At 45.7% G+C, this 14,278-nt stretch carries 14 protein-coding genes, 1 pseudogene and 1 riboswitch; of the genes and pseudogenes, 8 read left to right on the top strand and 7 right to left on the bottom strand.

Translation table 11 applies throughout. The features are described from left to right. Positions 1-3 precede the first annotated feature (3 nt). Complete coding sequence (locus DMB88_RS02705) at positions 4-1,074, top strand: Gfo/Idh/MocA family protein (protein ID WP_128100104.1); 1,071 nt, start codon at positions 4-6, stop codon at positions 1,072-1,074. A 94-nt stretch (positions 1,075-1,168) separates the two neighbouring features. Here the strand turns inward: DMB88_RS02705 and DMB88_RS02710 are convergent, their stop codons facing one another. The 3 genes from DMB88_RS02710 to DMB88_RS02720 all read right to left on the bottom strand — a co-directional run bounded on the left by DMB88_RS02710 (position 1,169) and on the right by DMB88_RS02720 (position 2,583). Further along, entirely contained in the window at positions 1,169-1,537 is a 369-nt protein-coding gene (locus tag DMB88_RS02710; protein WP_128100105.1) for a hypothetical protein, read from the bottom strand. A 154-nt stretch (positions 1,538-1,691) separates the two neighbouring features. Next, on the bottom strand, positions 1,692-1,877 hold the full coding sequence (locus DMB88_RS02715; protein ID WP_128100106.1) for a hypothetical protein: 186 nt from the start codon (positions 1,875-1,877) through the stop codon (positions 1,692-1,694). 304 nt (positions 1,878-2,181) lie between these two features. Next, positions 2,182-2,583, bottom strand: coding sequence for a hypothetical protein (locus tag DMB88_RS02720; RefSeq protein WP_128100107.1), 402 nt, complete (start codon positions 2,581-2,583; stop codon positions 2,182-2,184). A gap of 189 nt (positions 2,584-2,772) precedes the next feature. Here DMB88_RS02720 and DMB88_RS02725 point away from each other — a divergent pair, with 189 nt between their 5' ends. The 3 genes and pseudogenes from DMB88_RS02725 (at position 2,773) to DMB88_RS02735 (ending at position 5,956) form a co-directional block, all read left to right on the top strand. Then, positions 2,773-3,591 carry a MerR family transcriptional regulator gene (locus tag DMB88_RS02725; RefSeq protein WP_128100108.1) on the top strand — a complete coding sequence of 273 codons (819 nt, stop codon included), beginning with the start codon at positions 2,773-2,775 and terminating at the stop codon, positions 3,589-3,591. Between the two features lie 19 nt (positions 3,592-3,610). Then, on the top strand, positions 3,611-4,789 hold the full coding sequence (locus DMB88_RS02730) for an MFS transporter (RefSeq protein ID WP_128100109.1): 1,179 nt from the start codon (positions 3,611-3,613) through the stop codon (positions 4,787-4,789). A gap of 322 nt (positions 4,790-5,111) precedes the next feature. Next, positions 5,112-5,956 (top strand): annotated as a pseudogene (locus DMB88_RS02735) (hypothetical protein). 139 nt (positions 5,957-6,095) lie between these two features. Here DMB88_RS02735 and DMB88_RS02740 read toward each other — a convergent pair. Next, positions 6,096-8,666, bottom strand: coding sequence for a UvrD-helicase domain-containing protein (locus DMB88_RS02740; RefSeq protein WP_128104279.1), 2,571 nt, complete (start codon positions 8,664-8,666; stop codon positions 6,096-6,098). Between the two features lie 581 nt (positions 8,667-9,247). Here DMB88_RS02740 and DMB88_RS02745 point away from each other — a divergent pair. Beyond that, a complete protein-coding gene (locus DMB88_RS02745) occupies positions 9,248-10,039 on the top strand; it encodes a zinc ribbon domain-containing protein (RefSeq protein WP_128100110.1) in 792 nt (263 codons plus the stop codon). After that, the gene (locus DMB88_RS02750) at positions 9,978-10,913 is read left to right on the top strand and encodes a TrmB family transcriptional regulator (RefSeq protein ID WP_254438424.1); all 936 of its coding nucleotides are present in this window, start codon (positions 9,978-9,980) and stop codon (positions 10,911-10,913) included. Before DMB88_RS02745 ends, DMB88_RS02750 begins: the two co-directional genes overlap by 62 nt. A 191-nt stretch (positions 10,914-11,104) precedes the next feature. Here the strand turns inward: DMB88_RS02750 and DMB88_RS31885 are convergent, their stop codons facing one another. Both DMB88_RS31885 and DMB88_RS31890 read right to left on the bottom strand, forming a co-directional pair. Then, complete coding sequence (locus DMB88_RS31885; RefSeq protein WP_368028312.1) at positions 11,105-11,461, bottom strand: hypothetical protein; 357 nt, start codon at positions 11,459-11,461, stop codon at positions 11,105-11,107. A gap of 116 nt (positions 11,462-11,577) precedes the next feature. Then, positions 11,578-11,832, bottom strand: coding sequence for a hypothetical protein (locus DMB88_RS31890; RefSeq protein WP_368028313.1), 255 nt, complete (start codon positions 11,830-11,832; stop codon positions 11,578-11,580). 76 nt (positions 11,833-11,908) lie between these two features. On the opposite strand from DMB88_RS31890, the gene DMB88_RS02760 reads away from it, so the two are divergent. Further along, a complete protein-coding gene (locus DMB88_RS02760; protein WP_095291879.1) occupies positions 11,909-12,211 on the top strand; it encodes a hypothetical protein in 303 nt (100 codons plus the stop codon). Between the two features lie 308 nt (positions 12,212-12,519). On the opposite strand, the gene mscL is transcribed toward DMB88_RS02760, so the two are convergent. Next, positions 12,520-13,014 carry a large conductance mechanosensitive channel protein MscL gene (gene mscL / locus DMB88_RS02765; protein WP_128100111.1) on the bottom strand — a complete coding sequence of 165 codons (495 nt, stop codon included), beginning with the start codon at positions 13,012-13,014 and terminating at the stop codon, positions 12,520-12,522. 263 nt (positions 13,015-13,277) lie between these two features. Then, positions 13,278-13,377: riboswitch (purine riboswitch) on the top strand. A 312-nt stretch (positions 13,378-13,689) separates the two neighbouring features. Here mscL and DMB88_RS02770 point away from each other — a divergent pair. Beyond that, on the top strand, positions 13,690-14,277 hold the full coding sequence (locus DMB88_RS02770; protein WP_128100112.1) for a xanthine phosphoribosyltransferase: 588 nt from the start codon (positions 13,690-13,692) through the stop codon (positions 14,275-14,277). Position 14,278: the final 1 nt, after the last annotated feature.

Here is a 14,278-nt window from a genome sequence, read left to right on the forward strand (position 1 = left end):
AAGATGAGCACCAAACAAATGCTGCACATCGGTATGATCGGAACAGGCTCCATTTCAGATCTGCATATGAGGTGTTATGCCAAGAATCCTAACGCGGTGATCTATGCCATCTGTGATTTGAATGAACAGCGTGCAACAGCGGCAGCCCAGAAGTATGAGGCACAGTCGGTGTATACCGATTATCGTGAAATGTTGAAAGACCCACATGTAGACGCCGTAAGTATCTGTACGTGGAATAATACACATGCTGATTTTGCCATTGCCGCCCTTAAGGCAGGTAAGCACGTCTTGTTGGAGAAGCCCGTGGCGACCAATGTGGAAGATGCGTTACGGATTGAAGAAGCGGTGAAGAGCAGTGGATGTACCTTCGTTGTGGGGTTTGTCAGGCGGTATGATAACAACATGCAAATGCTTCATCAATTCATTCAGGCTGGAGAGTTTGGCGAACTGTACTATGCGAAGGCTTCTATTCTGCGGCGTTTAGGTAATCCTGGAGGCTGGTTTGCCGACAAAAATAGATCCGGTGGTGGCCCACTTATTGATCTGGGTGTACATATTATTGATCAGTGCTGGTATCTGATGGGGCGCCCGAAGCCTGTATCAGTCAGTGGCAATACGTATTATAAGCTGGGGAATCGGGCTAATATTGAACATCTGTCCTTTTATAAAGCCGCTGATTATAGCTCTGCCGTGAACAATGTGGAGGATATGGCGAATGCCTTAATTCGTTTTGAGAATGGCGCATCACTGGCAGTGGATGTGAGTTTCACTCTACATGCGCGCAGCGATGAATCATCCGTTAAATTATACGGGGAGCGTGGTGGATTCGAGCTGGAGCCGGAAACGCTGATGGTTACAGAGAAAAATAATACGATCCTTAACATAGAGCCGCAAGCCGATAATCCAGGTCTGCATATGCATACCGCTTTTCAGAATCAGATTGATCACTTTGTAGATTGTTGCCTGAATGGAACCGAGCCAATCAGCCCAATCGCCGATGGGGTCGCCTCCACCCGGATGTTATGCGCAATTTATGAGTCCGCAGAGAAGGGGCATGAGATTCGTCTGGACTAAGGGCGCAGAATGCAACGCCAAAAAGCATGCCACATCCGCATCGCGTGCGGGAAATGCATGCTTTTTAGGTGTCGGTTCGTTCATTCGGCTGCTATTATTTATTCAACGGTGAATCCTCGTACCCGGGATCTTCATAATCCGTATCCTGCAGCCGGGACAGCACATTCATGCTCTCTATGGATTGCCGAGTGTCCGACGTGCCGTGGTCATATAGAAATGTGTATAACAAGGTCATCCCATCCGAAAATTGCGCTGTCGCTTCGTCGTGATCTGCGGATTTATAAGGCACCGGAGCTCGCTGCAGTGTGTATGCATCATCCTCTTCTAGTACCTTCATCAGATCTTTTAACTGAATAAGCTCTTCATCGTCCACCATGACTTCAAAAGGTGTTGATTCATTACGTTCGCGTTCGATCAGATTGTGGCTTACCGAGACATAATAATGATGTTTGCCTTCCTGCATTTGTTTAACCTCCATTCCAAAATGGAAATATCATCCTTCTACTGTTAATAAACAACAGGTTCCATCCTGAAACGAATAGCAAACGCATGGTCATATCCCTTCAACCAAGTTCTGCCTTAATCGTTATGCCGCTGAACACGAACCATCCATCTCCTTAAGGCTGTCCTCGTTTACTTTTATTCTGGTTGGATTGAATTACTTGCACGAGTTGTGATAAGGATTGATCCAATCGATCTAGCTTTTCACCAATCGTTTGCAGCACATAGCGGATTAATATAAAACATAACGTCACAGGAAATCCTATGTTAGTGACCAGCGAGATCATGTCGGTTGTTTGCATCCGCTCTTCCCTCCTCTCAAATGGCTTTGTATATAGGGAAGAAATATCAAGGAAAGTACAACCCAGATCCCTAACAATAGTTAAAGAATCTCAGCATTCGTAGCTCTATATCTTCATCCAAAATTTCTGATAACAAGGTCATTCTTTAGTTGTAAAGGATGCTTTGAAATCTCCCTATGTTATGAAGGCGAAATAAGTGAACCAGAGATTGGACTTATCTTGCCCAACTAAATGGATAAGGAGATGTATCTATGGCAACCGATAGCAGCAGTGTACATAAAGATTGTGAGCTTCATAATATTGATTACGTTCTATATCTTGCATATACGATATCTTCTATTTGTTTATTATAATTGTCTTCGGGAGCAGATAAGGATATGTATATCAGTAATACGTTTCCCGTTTGATAAACGTAGGAGGGCGCATTGAATAGTTGCTCTACATTTAACTCTTTAGAAGCTTCAATACGTTGTTCCTCCGATTCATAAACGTAAATATAGAGGCTATCATCCAATAATTCATATACACTCGGCTTAACGTTTAAGATCTCCGGATAGTTGTCCTCAGCTTGAGGCTTAAGGTGGAGCTCGGCATCTTCAAATCGTTGAGTAATGTTGTCTAAACTATATACTTTGGTGTTGTTGCTACAAGCTGTAAGTATCAGAATCATTAGAATGGACAGGAACAGTAACGCTTTGTTTTTCATAATCATGACAATCTCCGATCTCAATTTTACTTTTACTATTTTACCAAAGGTTGTGCCAGAACGATTGAACTATACTTCTATATTTGTTGGCGCTATAAGCGAAAGATTACTTTAATTCGCAACCCTTGACTTTCCCCTATACGGGAGACTGTATACTCACTTTATGTTGTGGAATGGAGGTGATATTTTTTGTTCAAAATCAGTGCATTTTCCAGGCTCAGTAAGGTCTCCTTAAAAACACTGCGTTATTACGACCAGATTGGCATACTTAAACCGCGAAAGGTAGATCACGATACAGGTTATCGTTATTATTCGGCGGATCAGCTTCTTGAGCTTAACCGAATCTTGATGTATAAGGAACTAGGTTTCACACTGCCACAGATCTCACAGTTGCTTCAAGAAGATATTACATTGGAGAACATTCAAGGCATGTTCAAGCTGAAGCGAAGTGAGATTCAACAAATGATCGATACAGAGCAGGCTAAACTCCTCCGAATTGAGGAACGTATGAAGCTGATCGAACAAGAGGGGCAATTGGAAACAGAGCAAGAGATTAGAATTAGGGCGGAAGGTGCCCAACCATTCCTTTATCAGAAGGCATGTGGGCGGGAAGAGGATATCCCGAACCTGATTCGTCACATGGATCAATCCATCACCAAGGACATTCGTGGATGTATTCAAGGTCCTCAGGTTGTCCTGTGGAAAGAAATCGAGGGCAAAGAGGATGAGTTTGAGTTTGAAGTGGGTTACTTTTTGACCTGCGAACTGCGTACATCCCCAGAGCCATTCGAGCTACGGATCCTTCCTGCTGAGCCAATGATGGCTACGATGGTTTTTCATTCGGATTCAACGTTTGATGGTGCCGCCTGTGTTCATTTGGCGAAATGGATTGAAGCCAATAACTATCAGATCAATGAGAATGAAGCGGGCAGAGAGCTGTATTTACCGTTATCACCAGAACAAGATGCACAGTGTATAGAGATACAGATTCCAATTCGAACGAGATAACAGAAGAAGGTGAAGTGAGTTGAAGAACAAAGGAATTATTTATATTCTGGCCCTGGCTGTTTTTCTAATCGGGACGATTGAATATATTATTACAGGCGTCATTGAGATGATTGCCGCAGACTTGGGCGTACCAACCTCCGAAGCCCGGTTACTAGTAACGGTATTTGCTCTGGCAGCAGCTATTGTTGCTCCGATTATGATCACACTTACGATCAATGTTGATCGTAAGAAATTGCTAATGACGACCCTTGGTGTGTTTATTGCGAGTAACGGACTTATGTTCATAGATCTTGCTTATGAAGCTGTACTATGGATACGAATTGTGCAAGGGGCAAGTGGTGGCATGGCTACCGTGGTAGCGATGGCGGTGGCGACACGACTCGTTGAACAAGAGCGAAGAGGCAATGCGATCGGAATCATTCTGATGGGGCTTAGCAGCTCGCTAGTGCTGGGTGTGCCAATCGGTACATTTTTTAGTGAGATGTTTGGATGGAGAGTTCTATTTATTCTAATTGGTGTATTAAGTATTGTTCCGTTGCTGATCATCTATAAGAAGGTTCCGTCAATTAAAGAAGAAGAGAAAGCTAGCCTTAGCATGCAGCTTTCTATTATGAAAAATCCGACTATTCTGACCGCTTTGCTTATCACATTATTGTATGTCGGCGGCTACGCTACACTGTTTACGTATATTACGCCTTTCTTGCAGGCGACATCGTCACTTTCCATGACCGAGATTAGCGGCGTCCTCTTCCTGGCGGGCATTTGCAGCTTTGTCGGTTCTAAAATAGGCGGGCAATTGGCTGATGCCAGAGGTGTAAAATTCACTGTTTTCCTAGGGCTGATTTTACAAGGCGTTACACTGCTTTTATTTGCACTAGCTGGAGTTAATCTGGTCGTATTAATCTTGGTCTTAATGATCTTTATGTTAGCAACGTGGAGCATTTCTCCAGCGCAGCAACTATATCTGGTTAAACTAGCACCTCGCAATCCGGATGTTGCCCTGAGCGTAAATACATCGTTCATTCAATTTGGCTTTGCACTTGGATCTGGATTAGGCGGGCTTGTCATCAGCTGTACCTCTGTCCTGTATTTGAATTGGCTGGGTTTCGCCTCTGTAGGTATAGCCTTGCTTCTTGCTACTGTACTGTTCACGAAAAGGAGCAGAGCTGAAACTTCTATCGCTACGAAATCTCTATGATTCGAATGCGATTGTAGGATTCTATTCATGATGGTAATATTAGTCATGAGATGCATACAAAGGAGCATATACCTGATCATGTGGACTACTCTGTAAAGATAAATTATTTGAAAATATGCCGATAAACGTTTGTTGAAAAAGCTCGCTGTACAACGTTTTATTTGGTATCTTTTCTAATCATCTTACAGGGTATGCAGGTAAGGTATGTCATAAACCATACTGCGGATACCTTTGGGTATCCGTTTTTAGTTATATGGATAAATGCATCTCCATTGGAATCTTACCTGCCGATCCTCCTTAATATGAAACGGAGGAACATCGTATGCAACCAAAATTAGTTCTCATAGAGGGTTTACCCGGCTTTGGCAAAACAACAACGGCTCAGCTCGTTCATGACATTCTTATCGATATGAACATCAATACGCAGTTATTTTTGGAAGGGAATTTGGATCATCCTGCGGATTATGATGGTGTTGCTTGTTTTAACGATTATGAGTACCAGGAATTATTACTTGATCATGCGGAGTTTAGCGACTTATTGCGTACACATCTCATGAAGCAAGGTAACCATTATTTTTGACATATCGCAAATTAATGAATGACGTTGGAGCCACTCTTTCAAAGGAACTCATCGATAACATCTTTAAATATGACATTTATGAATTGCCGTTAGCGCAGAATAGAGAGCGGATTACGGAAAAATGGGAGCAGTTTGCTAAGCATAGTATGAACGGCACAGACACGTATATTTTTGATTGCTGTTTTATACAGAACCCTGTGACCATCGGGATGATTAAGCACGGAGCAACCAATGAAGAGGTAATCAGTTATGTGAAGCAGCTAGCCTCCATTGTAGAACAACTGAATCCGTTGTTACTTTACGTAGATCAGGATGATCTTGATCATTCTTTCAGAAAGGCAGTCAAGGAGAGACCAGCAGCATGGTCAGAAGGTTTTATTGAATATTACACAAACCAGGGTTTTGGCTTGAATCACGGGTATCATGGGGTAGAAGGGGCGCTTCAGGTTCTTAAGGCTAGAAGGGAACTGGAAGAAACCATATATAACGACCTAAGTATAGCTAAGGAAAAAGTTAATAACTCTTCGTATGATTTAGATGCATATAAGCAACGCCTAGCGAAGATTTTGGCAGCACATTTCAGTTAGAGTGTGTCTTAAATCCAACTTACTTTACGAACATACCTCACAGACTCTACGCCGCGAAAATAATGCATAAAGCAAAAGAAAGCAGCTCCTAGTGGGTCTGCTTTCTTTTGCTTGTCATATATAGTTCAACGGCTGTTATCTATCGCCCGTATCTTCCTGTCATAGGAACCTGGCGAGTACTCGCCTCCATGGCTCCCGAACACAAGGGGCATGGCGGCGGGCTGGATTTGGTATTTTTGGATGCCTTGGCAGAAGGCACGGCTGGTTTCTGACGTAGCCAGGCTTTACATGTCGATGAGCTACATTTCCAGATCGCCACAGTTTCCATACGTTCCGAGTGACCTGAGGTATGCGATCCTGTACTTGAAGAGGATGAGCTCTGAGCTTGCTTAACACCTGCCGTGCTGAACGCTTTATGGTTACGAACTTCACCGCTACCAAGCCGTTCTTTACGTGGGTGAAGTTCATCTTCCCGGTGGCGACGCTCATCATGCCCATTAGAGTGAATTGGGCGACGATGAAGCACATCACGATCTTCATTGCGTGAACCGGATCGGTAGCTCTGACCTTGGTTCTTGCCATAAGAACGCGAATTCTCCGTTCGATTACCCTCACTATTTTTACGTTTATCCGGAACCTCCATGCCGAATGCTTCCAGCAAAAATCGGGATACATCGGCAGGTTTACCATGGTGGCTGGCTGGAGAAGTAACGTATAAGAACTGTTTGGCACGTGTGATGGCAACATAGGCAAGCCGCCGTTCCTCTTCCAAAGCCATATCCAGCTCGCTATCTGTTTGTTGTACAGTAAGAGCGGCCTTCTGATCCTCAGGCAGATCTTGTCGCAATGAAGAGCTGTGAGGAACGATCCCTTCACTTGCACCAATCCAGTAGACACATGGGAATTCAAGACCCTTCGCACGATGGATGGTCATCAGCTGAACCGCATCACTGTCCTGTGCTCGGCGTAGAGATTCCATCTCCCGATGTCTGCGCGAGAGCTCGTCTGCGAATTGAATGAATTCTTCTACTGTTTCGAATTTTTTGGCGGCTGCTTCGAATTCATCGAGTGTCTCCAGCATCGTTTCCCGATAGTGGGTGAAGATGCTAGGATCACCGCTTTCCATATATTTGTCATAGAATTGACGGCGCATCTCCTGAATGGCAATGACAGGTTTCAGTTTCTGCAGTGATTTAATTAATTTGATACGTTCCTTGACCTGCTCCTGCTGAAATGGCTTCAGCTTGTCCCATTTCGCCAGATGGATCAATGGATACTTCTTCGCTTGTTGTTGTTCGCTGCGTTGAATCCAATCTAATCCAGCATCACGGGACACGTAGAGCGGGCCGAGTGCGCTTGGCAGAGCATCCGCAGACCGTGGATCAAGGGATAGACGCATATGATCCATCAACGGTCTAATCAGCGATTGGTCATAGAATACCGGTGAAGCACCGTGCTGGACAAAAGGGATATCCTTCAGCACAAGCTGCTCGAATACGGCCCGGCTGCTGCTGGCTGTCCGGTGCAGAATTGCGATATCACGGTACGTATGCAGCCCTTCCTCTACCTGCTCACAGATCTGGTTCACGACCCATGCGGCTTCTTCCTCAGTATTGGACGGTGTGGCGAACCTTGGAGCGTCGCCTCGATGACCTGCTGCACGCAGACGCTTATCCCGTCTCCGTTTGTTCTTCGCTACGAGTTCGCTGCCAAGCCCAAGGATGCGTGCATCACTGCGATAGTTAATATCTAGCGTCACAATGCGTGCGCCTGGGTATACTTTATCGAATTCTAATATGGATTCCTGCCTTGCGCCATTAAACGTATAGATGGTCTGATCATCGTCTCCAACGACCATCAGGTTACGATGAGCCGAGGCGAGCTTCTGCACAATCTCATATTGCAAATGATTCGTATCCTGGAATTCATCCACCATAATGTATTGAAAACGTCGCTGGAGTGGTCCTAGTACAGCAGGGTCACGTAATAATTCAGCAGCGCGCAGTAAAATATCGTCAAAATCGATCTTGTTACGTTCCTTCTTCCAGTTCTCGTACCCGAGAAGCACACGCTTCGCGTCGCGTTCTTCCTGCGACTTCTCGGGCAGATCAGCGGTCTGTGAACCTTGCATCTTCCATGCAGATAGCATGGCCAGCAGGCTCTCGGGCTGGAAGGCTTCGCTCATGCCGTACTGTCGTAGTAACATTTTGATGACGGTATGTTGGGCACGAGTTTCGCCAAAAATCTCCTCCTGAACGCCGTAATGACGCAGTAACGTCAAGGCAAAGGAGTGAAACGTACGCGCCTGTACCGCTCTTGCGGCAGCAGGACGAATACCTGGCAAGGCGGCAATACGATCCTTCATCTCGGCCGCGGCCTTGTTCGTGAAAGTCACGAGCAGGATGCTGCCTGCGTGAACGCCGCTGACTTCCATTAAGTAGCCCGCCCGTGCTGCGAGCACAGTCGTTTTGCCACAGCCGGCTCCAGCCAAGGTCAATAATGGACCTCTGCCGTGACGAACTGCGGAGATTTGAGGGCCGTTCAGACGGATGCCAGCTTCCTCCAGAGAACGGAAATAAGGCGCATCCAGTTCATCCTTGCTTACAAGCTGCCGGCTGGTCTCCAGCGGAGCTGAAGGTGACTGGGGCAGGGATGCCGCCGGGGTAACCCCGAGCGGACGGGGGTAAAACGTTGAGTTCGGACTTAACATCATTCATCCACCTCTGTATACATTCAGGGATCGTCTATCCCGGTTCAAAAGTAATCCATTTGCCCTTTTCACAATCACATTGTAAATTGGTATGATAGGGTTAATCGCATCAGTGTCGGCGATATGCCGGGACAAAGTTTCATTATACCCGAACATATGGTCCTAACGAAAGCCCCGAATTCATCCAGCATCGGCATAATACGGGCATTAGCGTAGGATTTCGCAACTTTTTGGCTACTTATCGTATAAGTTATATACCGAGCAATTTGCATAGATTTTATAGAATGAACTTGTTCATTACACGGGAACGGAGAGGACAGAAATAACGTTGAAGAAGCGAAGCGTTCGCCTTTATCCCCGGATGTTTTCCTTGGAAAAGGGAATCAAAAAAAATCTGGGGATAAGAGCGATCGGAAAGTTATTCTGTCATCGGAGTAGCAAGTGTAATATTCTTTAGTACATTTTATATAGTAAGCAAGCTGCTCTATGAGAATGAAATGAACATAACATGTATGCGCAACGAAGAGATTCACTTGAATGAAACAATTTTGCGCCTGACGGGGAATAGAGGAGGAGATGTCATGAAACTGCTTCAGCGAATTAAGAATGGAGCGAACAAAGCAACAGAACGTGCTCAGCATGCCGTGGAGATTGGAAAATTAAACAATCAGATCGTGGGCTTGCAACAGGAACAGGAAGTCCATTTTACAGATATGGGTCGAATTTTCTACGAGGGCTATCGTGCCCAAGATATGACACGTGCGGAGAAAGATATGGTCGATTTGTCGCATCTGTGTGACGAATTGCAAGATGAGATCGATAGCTTGCGCAGTAAAATTGCCGAGCTCAAAAATGAACGGTTATGCGAGTGTGGACACGTCGCTTCACTGGATGCGAACTTTTGTCCTAAATGTGGACGTAAGCTTGGTGATTTTAAACCAGCATCTGCCGCAGCAGCACCTCCTTCTGCCAGACAAGAGGCTGCTGTTGCACAGCAGCAGGTAGGAGAACCGGTCTACCACGCACCTGTGGAAGAAGAGCTGGAAGAGAATGAGCCATACCATACTGTCATTCCATCCATTGCTGATCTGGAGACAGATACAGAATACAACAGCACGGAATTCACCCAGGAAGAGAAGGAAGCGTTCGACGCAGAGTGGGAGCGACGCCGGGAAGAAGAAATGCTGCGTGAGCGTGAACGCCAGCAGGAGCTGGATGAACGCATCCGATACTGGAAAGAGAATAACCCAATTGTAGACACCGTGGAAGTACAGACTGAAGTGCCGCGCGAAATGGTGAATTGTCAGATCTGTGCATCAGAGCTGCCCAAAGGTTCCAAATGGTGCCCGCGCTGCGGAGCAGAACAGATCTGATGCAGTAGAAGCGCTGCCACATCATGAGTGGGTAGCAGTGCAGGTTGCTGACAGCATGGGGGACGGGAATATGGACCAACTGCTGCATCATTTGCGTCATCTGGGATTTACGGAGATGGAATCAAAAATTATGGTGGAACTCGCCCGTCAAGGCTCAGCCTCAGGTTATGAGGTAGCGAAGCGACTGGGCGTGTCCCGTTCCAATGTGTATGCGACCCTGCAACGGTTAGAGCAGCGTGGATTCCTGCGTTGTAGTGCAGGCGAGCCAGCCAAGTACAGTGTGCTTAAGCCGGAGGAAATGACTCGGATGATCTCTGGGCAGATGCGAGATTCCCTTGACTATGTACAGAGCAGCATGCCGCAGCATGAACCAGAGAAGCCAGCCTTTTACAATATTGAAGGGGATAAGAAAGTGTTTGAGACCCTGAAACGGCAATTAGCTGAGGCGAAGCATGAGATTGTGATTGATGTCTGGCGCGAAGAAATAGAGTTGCTCCATGAGGATCTGCAGCAAGCTGAAAATCGTGGTGTACGTCTATTATGGTCATGTGAAGAAGGGGAGGGTATGCTGGAACAGCCGCTGCCTTGGCCTGGAATGCCGATCTATGCCGATGGTGAGGGGCGGAAGTTCTCACTTGTGGTGGATCGCTGCTGGTGCATGCTGGGGATGCGTGGTAAAGGGAGTGTTACGCAAGCTGTTGTCACAGAGCATCCTGTGATGACAGGACTGCTGCTGAATCATTTTGCACAAGATCTGGTATTATTCGAGTTGGAACAGGATATGGGAGAAACGCTGGAGGCTCGTTACGGGCGTCGTTATGAGCATCTCTCAGCACGATACTGGTCTAAGCCTGAAGATAATGGATCAACGTGATCCGAGTCTGTGCAGTTAATCGCTCACGAGTCATAGCTTTACAAATATCAGTACCATAAATCAGGCGCTGCCACACGGCAGACGCCTGTTTGCTTATCTGGTTAATCCTCGTATACCTTATGAATTAGAAATCAGTGGTATGAAGTTATACCGTTCTTGGGAGAATGAAAGTAGTACAGATGATGCTTACCTCACAAGGTGCTCGATTTGCTAGAGGGTACGTCATACAGTGCTTCAAGTACACGGATATAATAGTCCGCCCCATGAGGCACAAACTCATGAGCATGCACCGTAACAGTCTCTCGCACAGAAGGTGGGGATGAAGATACATCGTCGCTTGTCCCTAGTTCGGTACGTTCATCTGTGTTTTGATTCGTGGATGAAGCCAGCAACTCTGTCTCCATACGGATTCCAGTAGCCTCGATAGCTTCACGTTCACCGCGAATTAGAGCGAGCAGATCATTCAAAGGCACTTCATATAAGCCATGCACTTCGCTTGACTGTAGGATGTATTCTTCAAGCGGCTGATTCAGACAGAGACCATACACAGAGCTGAATTCCCGATCTATAAATGGTACCCCGCGAACCTCTCCTTGAAGCTCCTGCTTCGCAGTGAGTAGATAAGTCAGCGTTTCGAATGCAGCCTGAACGCCCAGTTCTTCTTCTAATTCTCGACTTGCTTCATGAAGCTGTTCGCCAGCAGTGAGGTGACCTGCGGCTGTAATGTCGTAGTAGAGGGGAATGTATCCTTGATATCACGTCTTCGTTGAAAAAGAACCATTCGCTGCGCGCCTTCGTCACGCACGATCCAACAATGGAATGAACGATGCCAATATCCTTTGGCATGCACCTCAGTTCGTGGTGCCGTGCCTAACCAATTTTGCTGATTGTCATAAAAATCGAAACGTTCTGGGGTCATGAAACGTATCTCCTTATATAGCAAGTTTTAAAGTTCAAAATTTCACAAAGTTTTATTAAGAAAGGGGAACCACCACATGGAATGCATTGTACACTTTCAAGTCATTTATCCGCAACCTCAAGAACGTAAAAGCCTTAGAGGACTCATCTTTGTAGGACAGGGACAGGAGCCGGCAAACAATCAGTTAACGACAATGTTCAAAGACATGGGATTCAATGTACGTTTGGAAGATGAAGCACAGCTATTGTTCAAACCGGTGGATGCTTCGGCCAACTTTGAGTATATTCGTGTAACTGAGCTTGATACCGGAGAAGAAGTCTATAAGGAAGATAAGGATCTAAAATCGATTCTGGAACACCTGTTACCCCGCCGCTTCTAAAAAAGGCCCCACCGATTCGGTGAGACCTTTCTGAGAATTAACAAGGAGCCGTTCTGCTCCGCCCCATCTGTCATCATACCTAAGGAATCAACGTGGATGGGGAATCGATACGGACAGACAAGCTGAATTTTTCTTTTACATAACCGTTGCACCATAGACATCCGAACGATGGCAGTCGAGCAGAGATCACTTGAGTAGCCCGCCTGAATGTCCGTCTTCTAAAGGATCAGAGTAGAACATTCCTTTGAGGTGCGAGAAGGCTCGTCATGATGAAGTTACTTCGTTATGGCGAGCCTACTTGCGTTTCCTTAAGCAGGACTACCGCTGCCTTCAGCTTCTAACTCTGATGTACAGTGGGAACAACGAGTAGCTGCTGCTGGAATTTCGGATAGGCAGTATTTACAAGCCTTGGTCGTTTTCTTCGGCTCAGGCTTTTTGTGTTCTTTGCTTTTGAGGTAATTAATACCTTTGACCAGCATGAAGATACAGAATGCCACAATAAGAAAATCAATCATAACGTTAATGAATTGACCATACGCAATCACGGTAGCGCCAGCTTCATTCGCTTGAGCGAGTGTTGTGATATCTTGTCCATTTGCCGTTTTTACGTCTGGATCAAGATTGATAATCTTCTGGCTGAAATCGATGCCCCCCATTATTTTTCCAACCGGTGGCATGATGATATCATTCACGAGGGAAGTCACAATTTTGCCAAAAGCAGCCCCGATAATAACCCCGACCGCCAGATCAATGACGTTGCCACGTACAGCAAATTCCTTGAATTCTTTAAGAACGCCTTTCATAGTTGCATGTCTCCTTTGACAGATAGTGTCGTTGCAAAAGTTGTTTTGAACCCGCTCTTCCGTTTTCATATTGTACATAAAAATGACGCTTCAATCACCCCTGTTATGCAAATTAATACAACTTTCCGCAACTTCCATGAAAATACTTCTTTATTTCACGCGAGCAATTCGGTATACTTCTAACATTGTCAGTGAAGTTTAACTATATTTATTTACAGATTCACGATCATACATCGTTCAGAATCATGGGAATTATCGGTTCAAAAATTTAATACGCCGTTACTCGTATATGTGCAGGAATAGGCCTGCATGTCTCTACCCGATCACCGTAATGATCGGACTACGGGAAAGATCTGATATATCGTTAGTGTTATGAATGATGGAAATCCAAAATAGGCAAAGCATAGCGCTCATCGCGAGCGTCCGTGTGAGTCATTAACTTGTTCTTTGTGCTCTAGCTCAATATGCATATTTGAAAAGGCACGCAATAAGCGTGGGATTCCATCCGCAATATCATTCGAAATTTCAGTTCCAATGGCTTGTCATATATGTACAAGTCTGTCTTTCCTGTCTCCGGTTCAACCGCAGCGGTGGAAGGCGGGCTTTTTGTTTTTTGCAGCCACAAGGGAAGAGCATGTAGAACCGACTGTGCGAGAGGCACAAGGAGAGAACAACATGCAATTGCTAAAAGATAAGGTAAGACAGGAAGGTATTGTGCTGTCTGAACAAGTCCTGAAAGTGGACTCATTTTTGAACCATCAGATGGACCCGGTTCTCATGAAGGAAGTAGGTAAGGAATTCATCCGCCGCTTCGAAGGAGAGAATATCACACGTGTGCTTACGATCGAATCCTCAGGTATAGCCCCAGGCATCATGACTGCGTTGGAGCTTAATGTACCGCTGATTTTTGCACGGAAGCAGAAGTCACTTACACTTACAGAAGATATCCTGGTCGAGAAGGTGTATTCATTCACGAAGCAGGAGACCAATGAGATTACGGTTGCCAAAAAGTTCATGCAGCCAGGTGATCGCGTACTTATTATCGATGATTTCTTGGCGAATGGTGAGGCGGCATTTGGACTGGCACGCATCGTAGAGCAGGTTGGAGCCGAAGTCGTTGGTATCGGAATCGTAATCGAGAAAGCCTTCCAGCCAGGCGGACGCTTGCTTCAAGAAGCAGGATATCGGGTTGAATCACTAGTTCGCATTGGAGCCCTGTCGAACGGACAAGTTACATTTGCGGATGAGGAGGGCACGAACTGAT

Origin of the sequence: Paenibacillus sp. DCT19 (assembly GCF_003268635.1) — a bacterium.
GTDB lineage: Bacteria > Bacillota > Bacilli > Paenibacillales > Paenibacillaceae > Paenibacillus.

Coding starts and splice junctions, on each gene's coding strand:
- DMB88_RS02705 (WP_128100104.1), top strand. CDS start 4: ATGAGCACCAAACAAATGCTGCACATCGGTATGATCGGAACAGGCTCC.
- DMB88_RS02715 (WP_128100106.1), bottom strand. CDS start 1,877: ATGCAAACAACCGACATGATCTCGCTGGTCACTAACATAGGATTTCCT.
- DMB88_RS31890 (WP_368028313.1), bottom strand. CDS start 11,832: ATGACCCCAGAACGTTTCGATTTTTATGACAATCAGCAAAATTGGTTA.
- DMB88_RS02740 (WP_128104279.1), bottom strand. CDS start 8,666: ATGTTAAGTCCGAACTCAACGTTTTACCCCCGTCCGCTCGGGGTTACC.
- DMB88_RS02720 (WP_128100107.1), bottom strand. CDS start 2,583: ATGAAAAACAAAGCGTTACTGTTCCTGTCCATTCTAATGATTCTGATA.
- DMB88_RS02760 (WP_095291879.1), top strand. CDS start 11,909: ATGGAATGCATTGTACACTTTCAAGTCATTTATCCGCAACCTCAAGAA.
- mscL (WP_128100111.1), bottom strand. CDS start 13,014: ATGAAAGGCGTTCTTAAAGAATTCAAGGAATTTGCTGTACGTGGCAAC.
- DMB88_RS02745 (WP_128100110.1), top strand. CDS start 9,248: ATGAAACTGCTTCAGCGAATTAAGAATGGAGCGAACAAAGCAACAGAA.
- DMB88_RS02710 (WP_128100105.1), bottom strand. CDS start 1,537: ATGCAGGAAGGCAAACATCATTATTATGTCTCGGTAAGCCACAATCTG.
- DMB88_RS02770 (WP_128100112.1), top strand. CDS start 13,690: ATGCAATTGCTAAAAGATAAGGTAAGACAGGAAGGTATTGTGCTGTCT.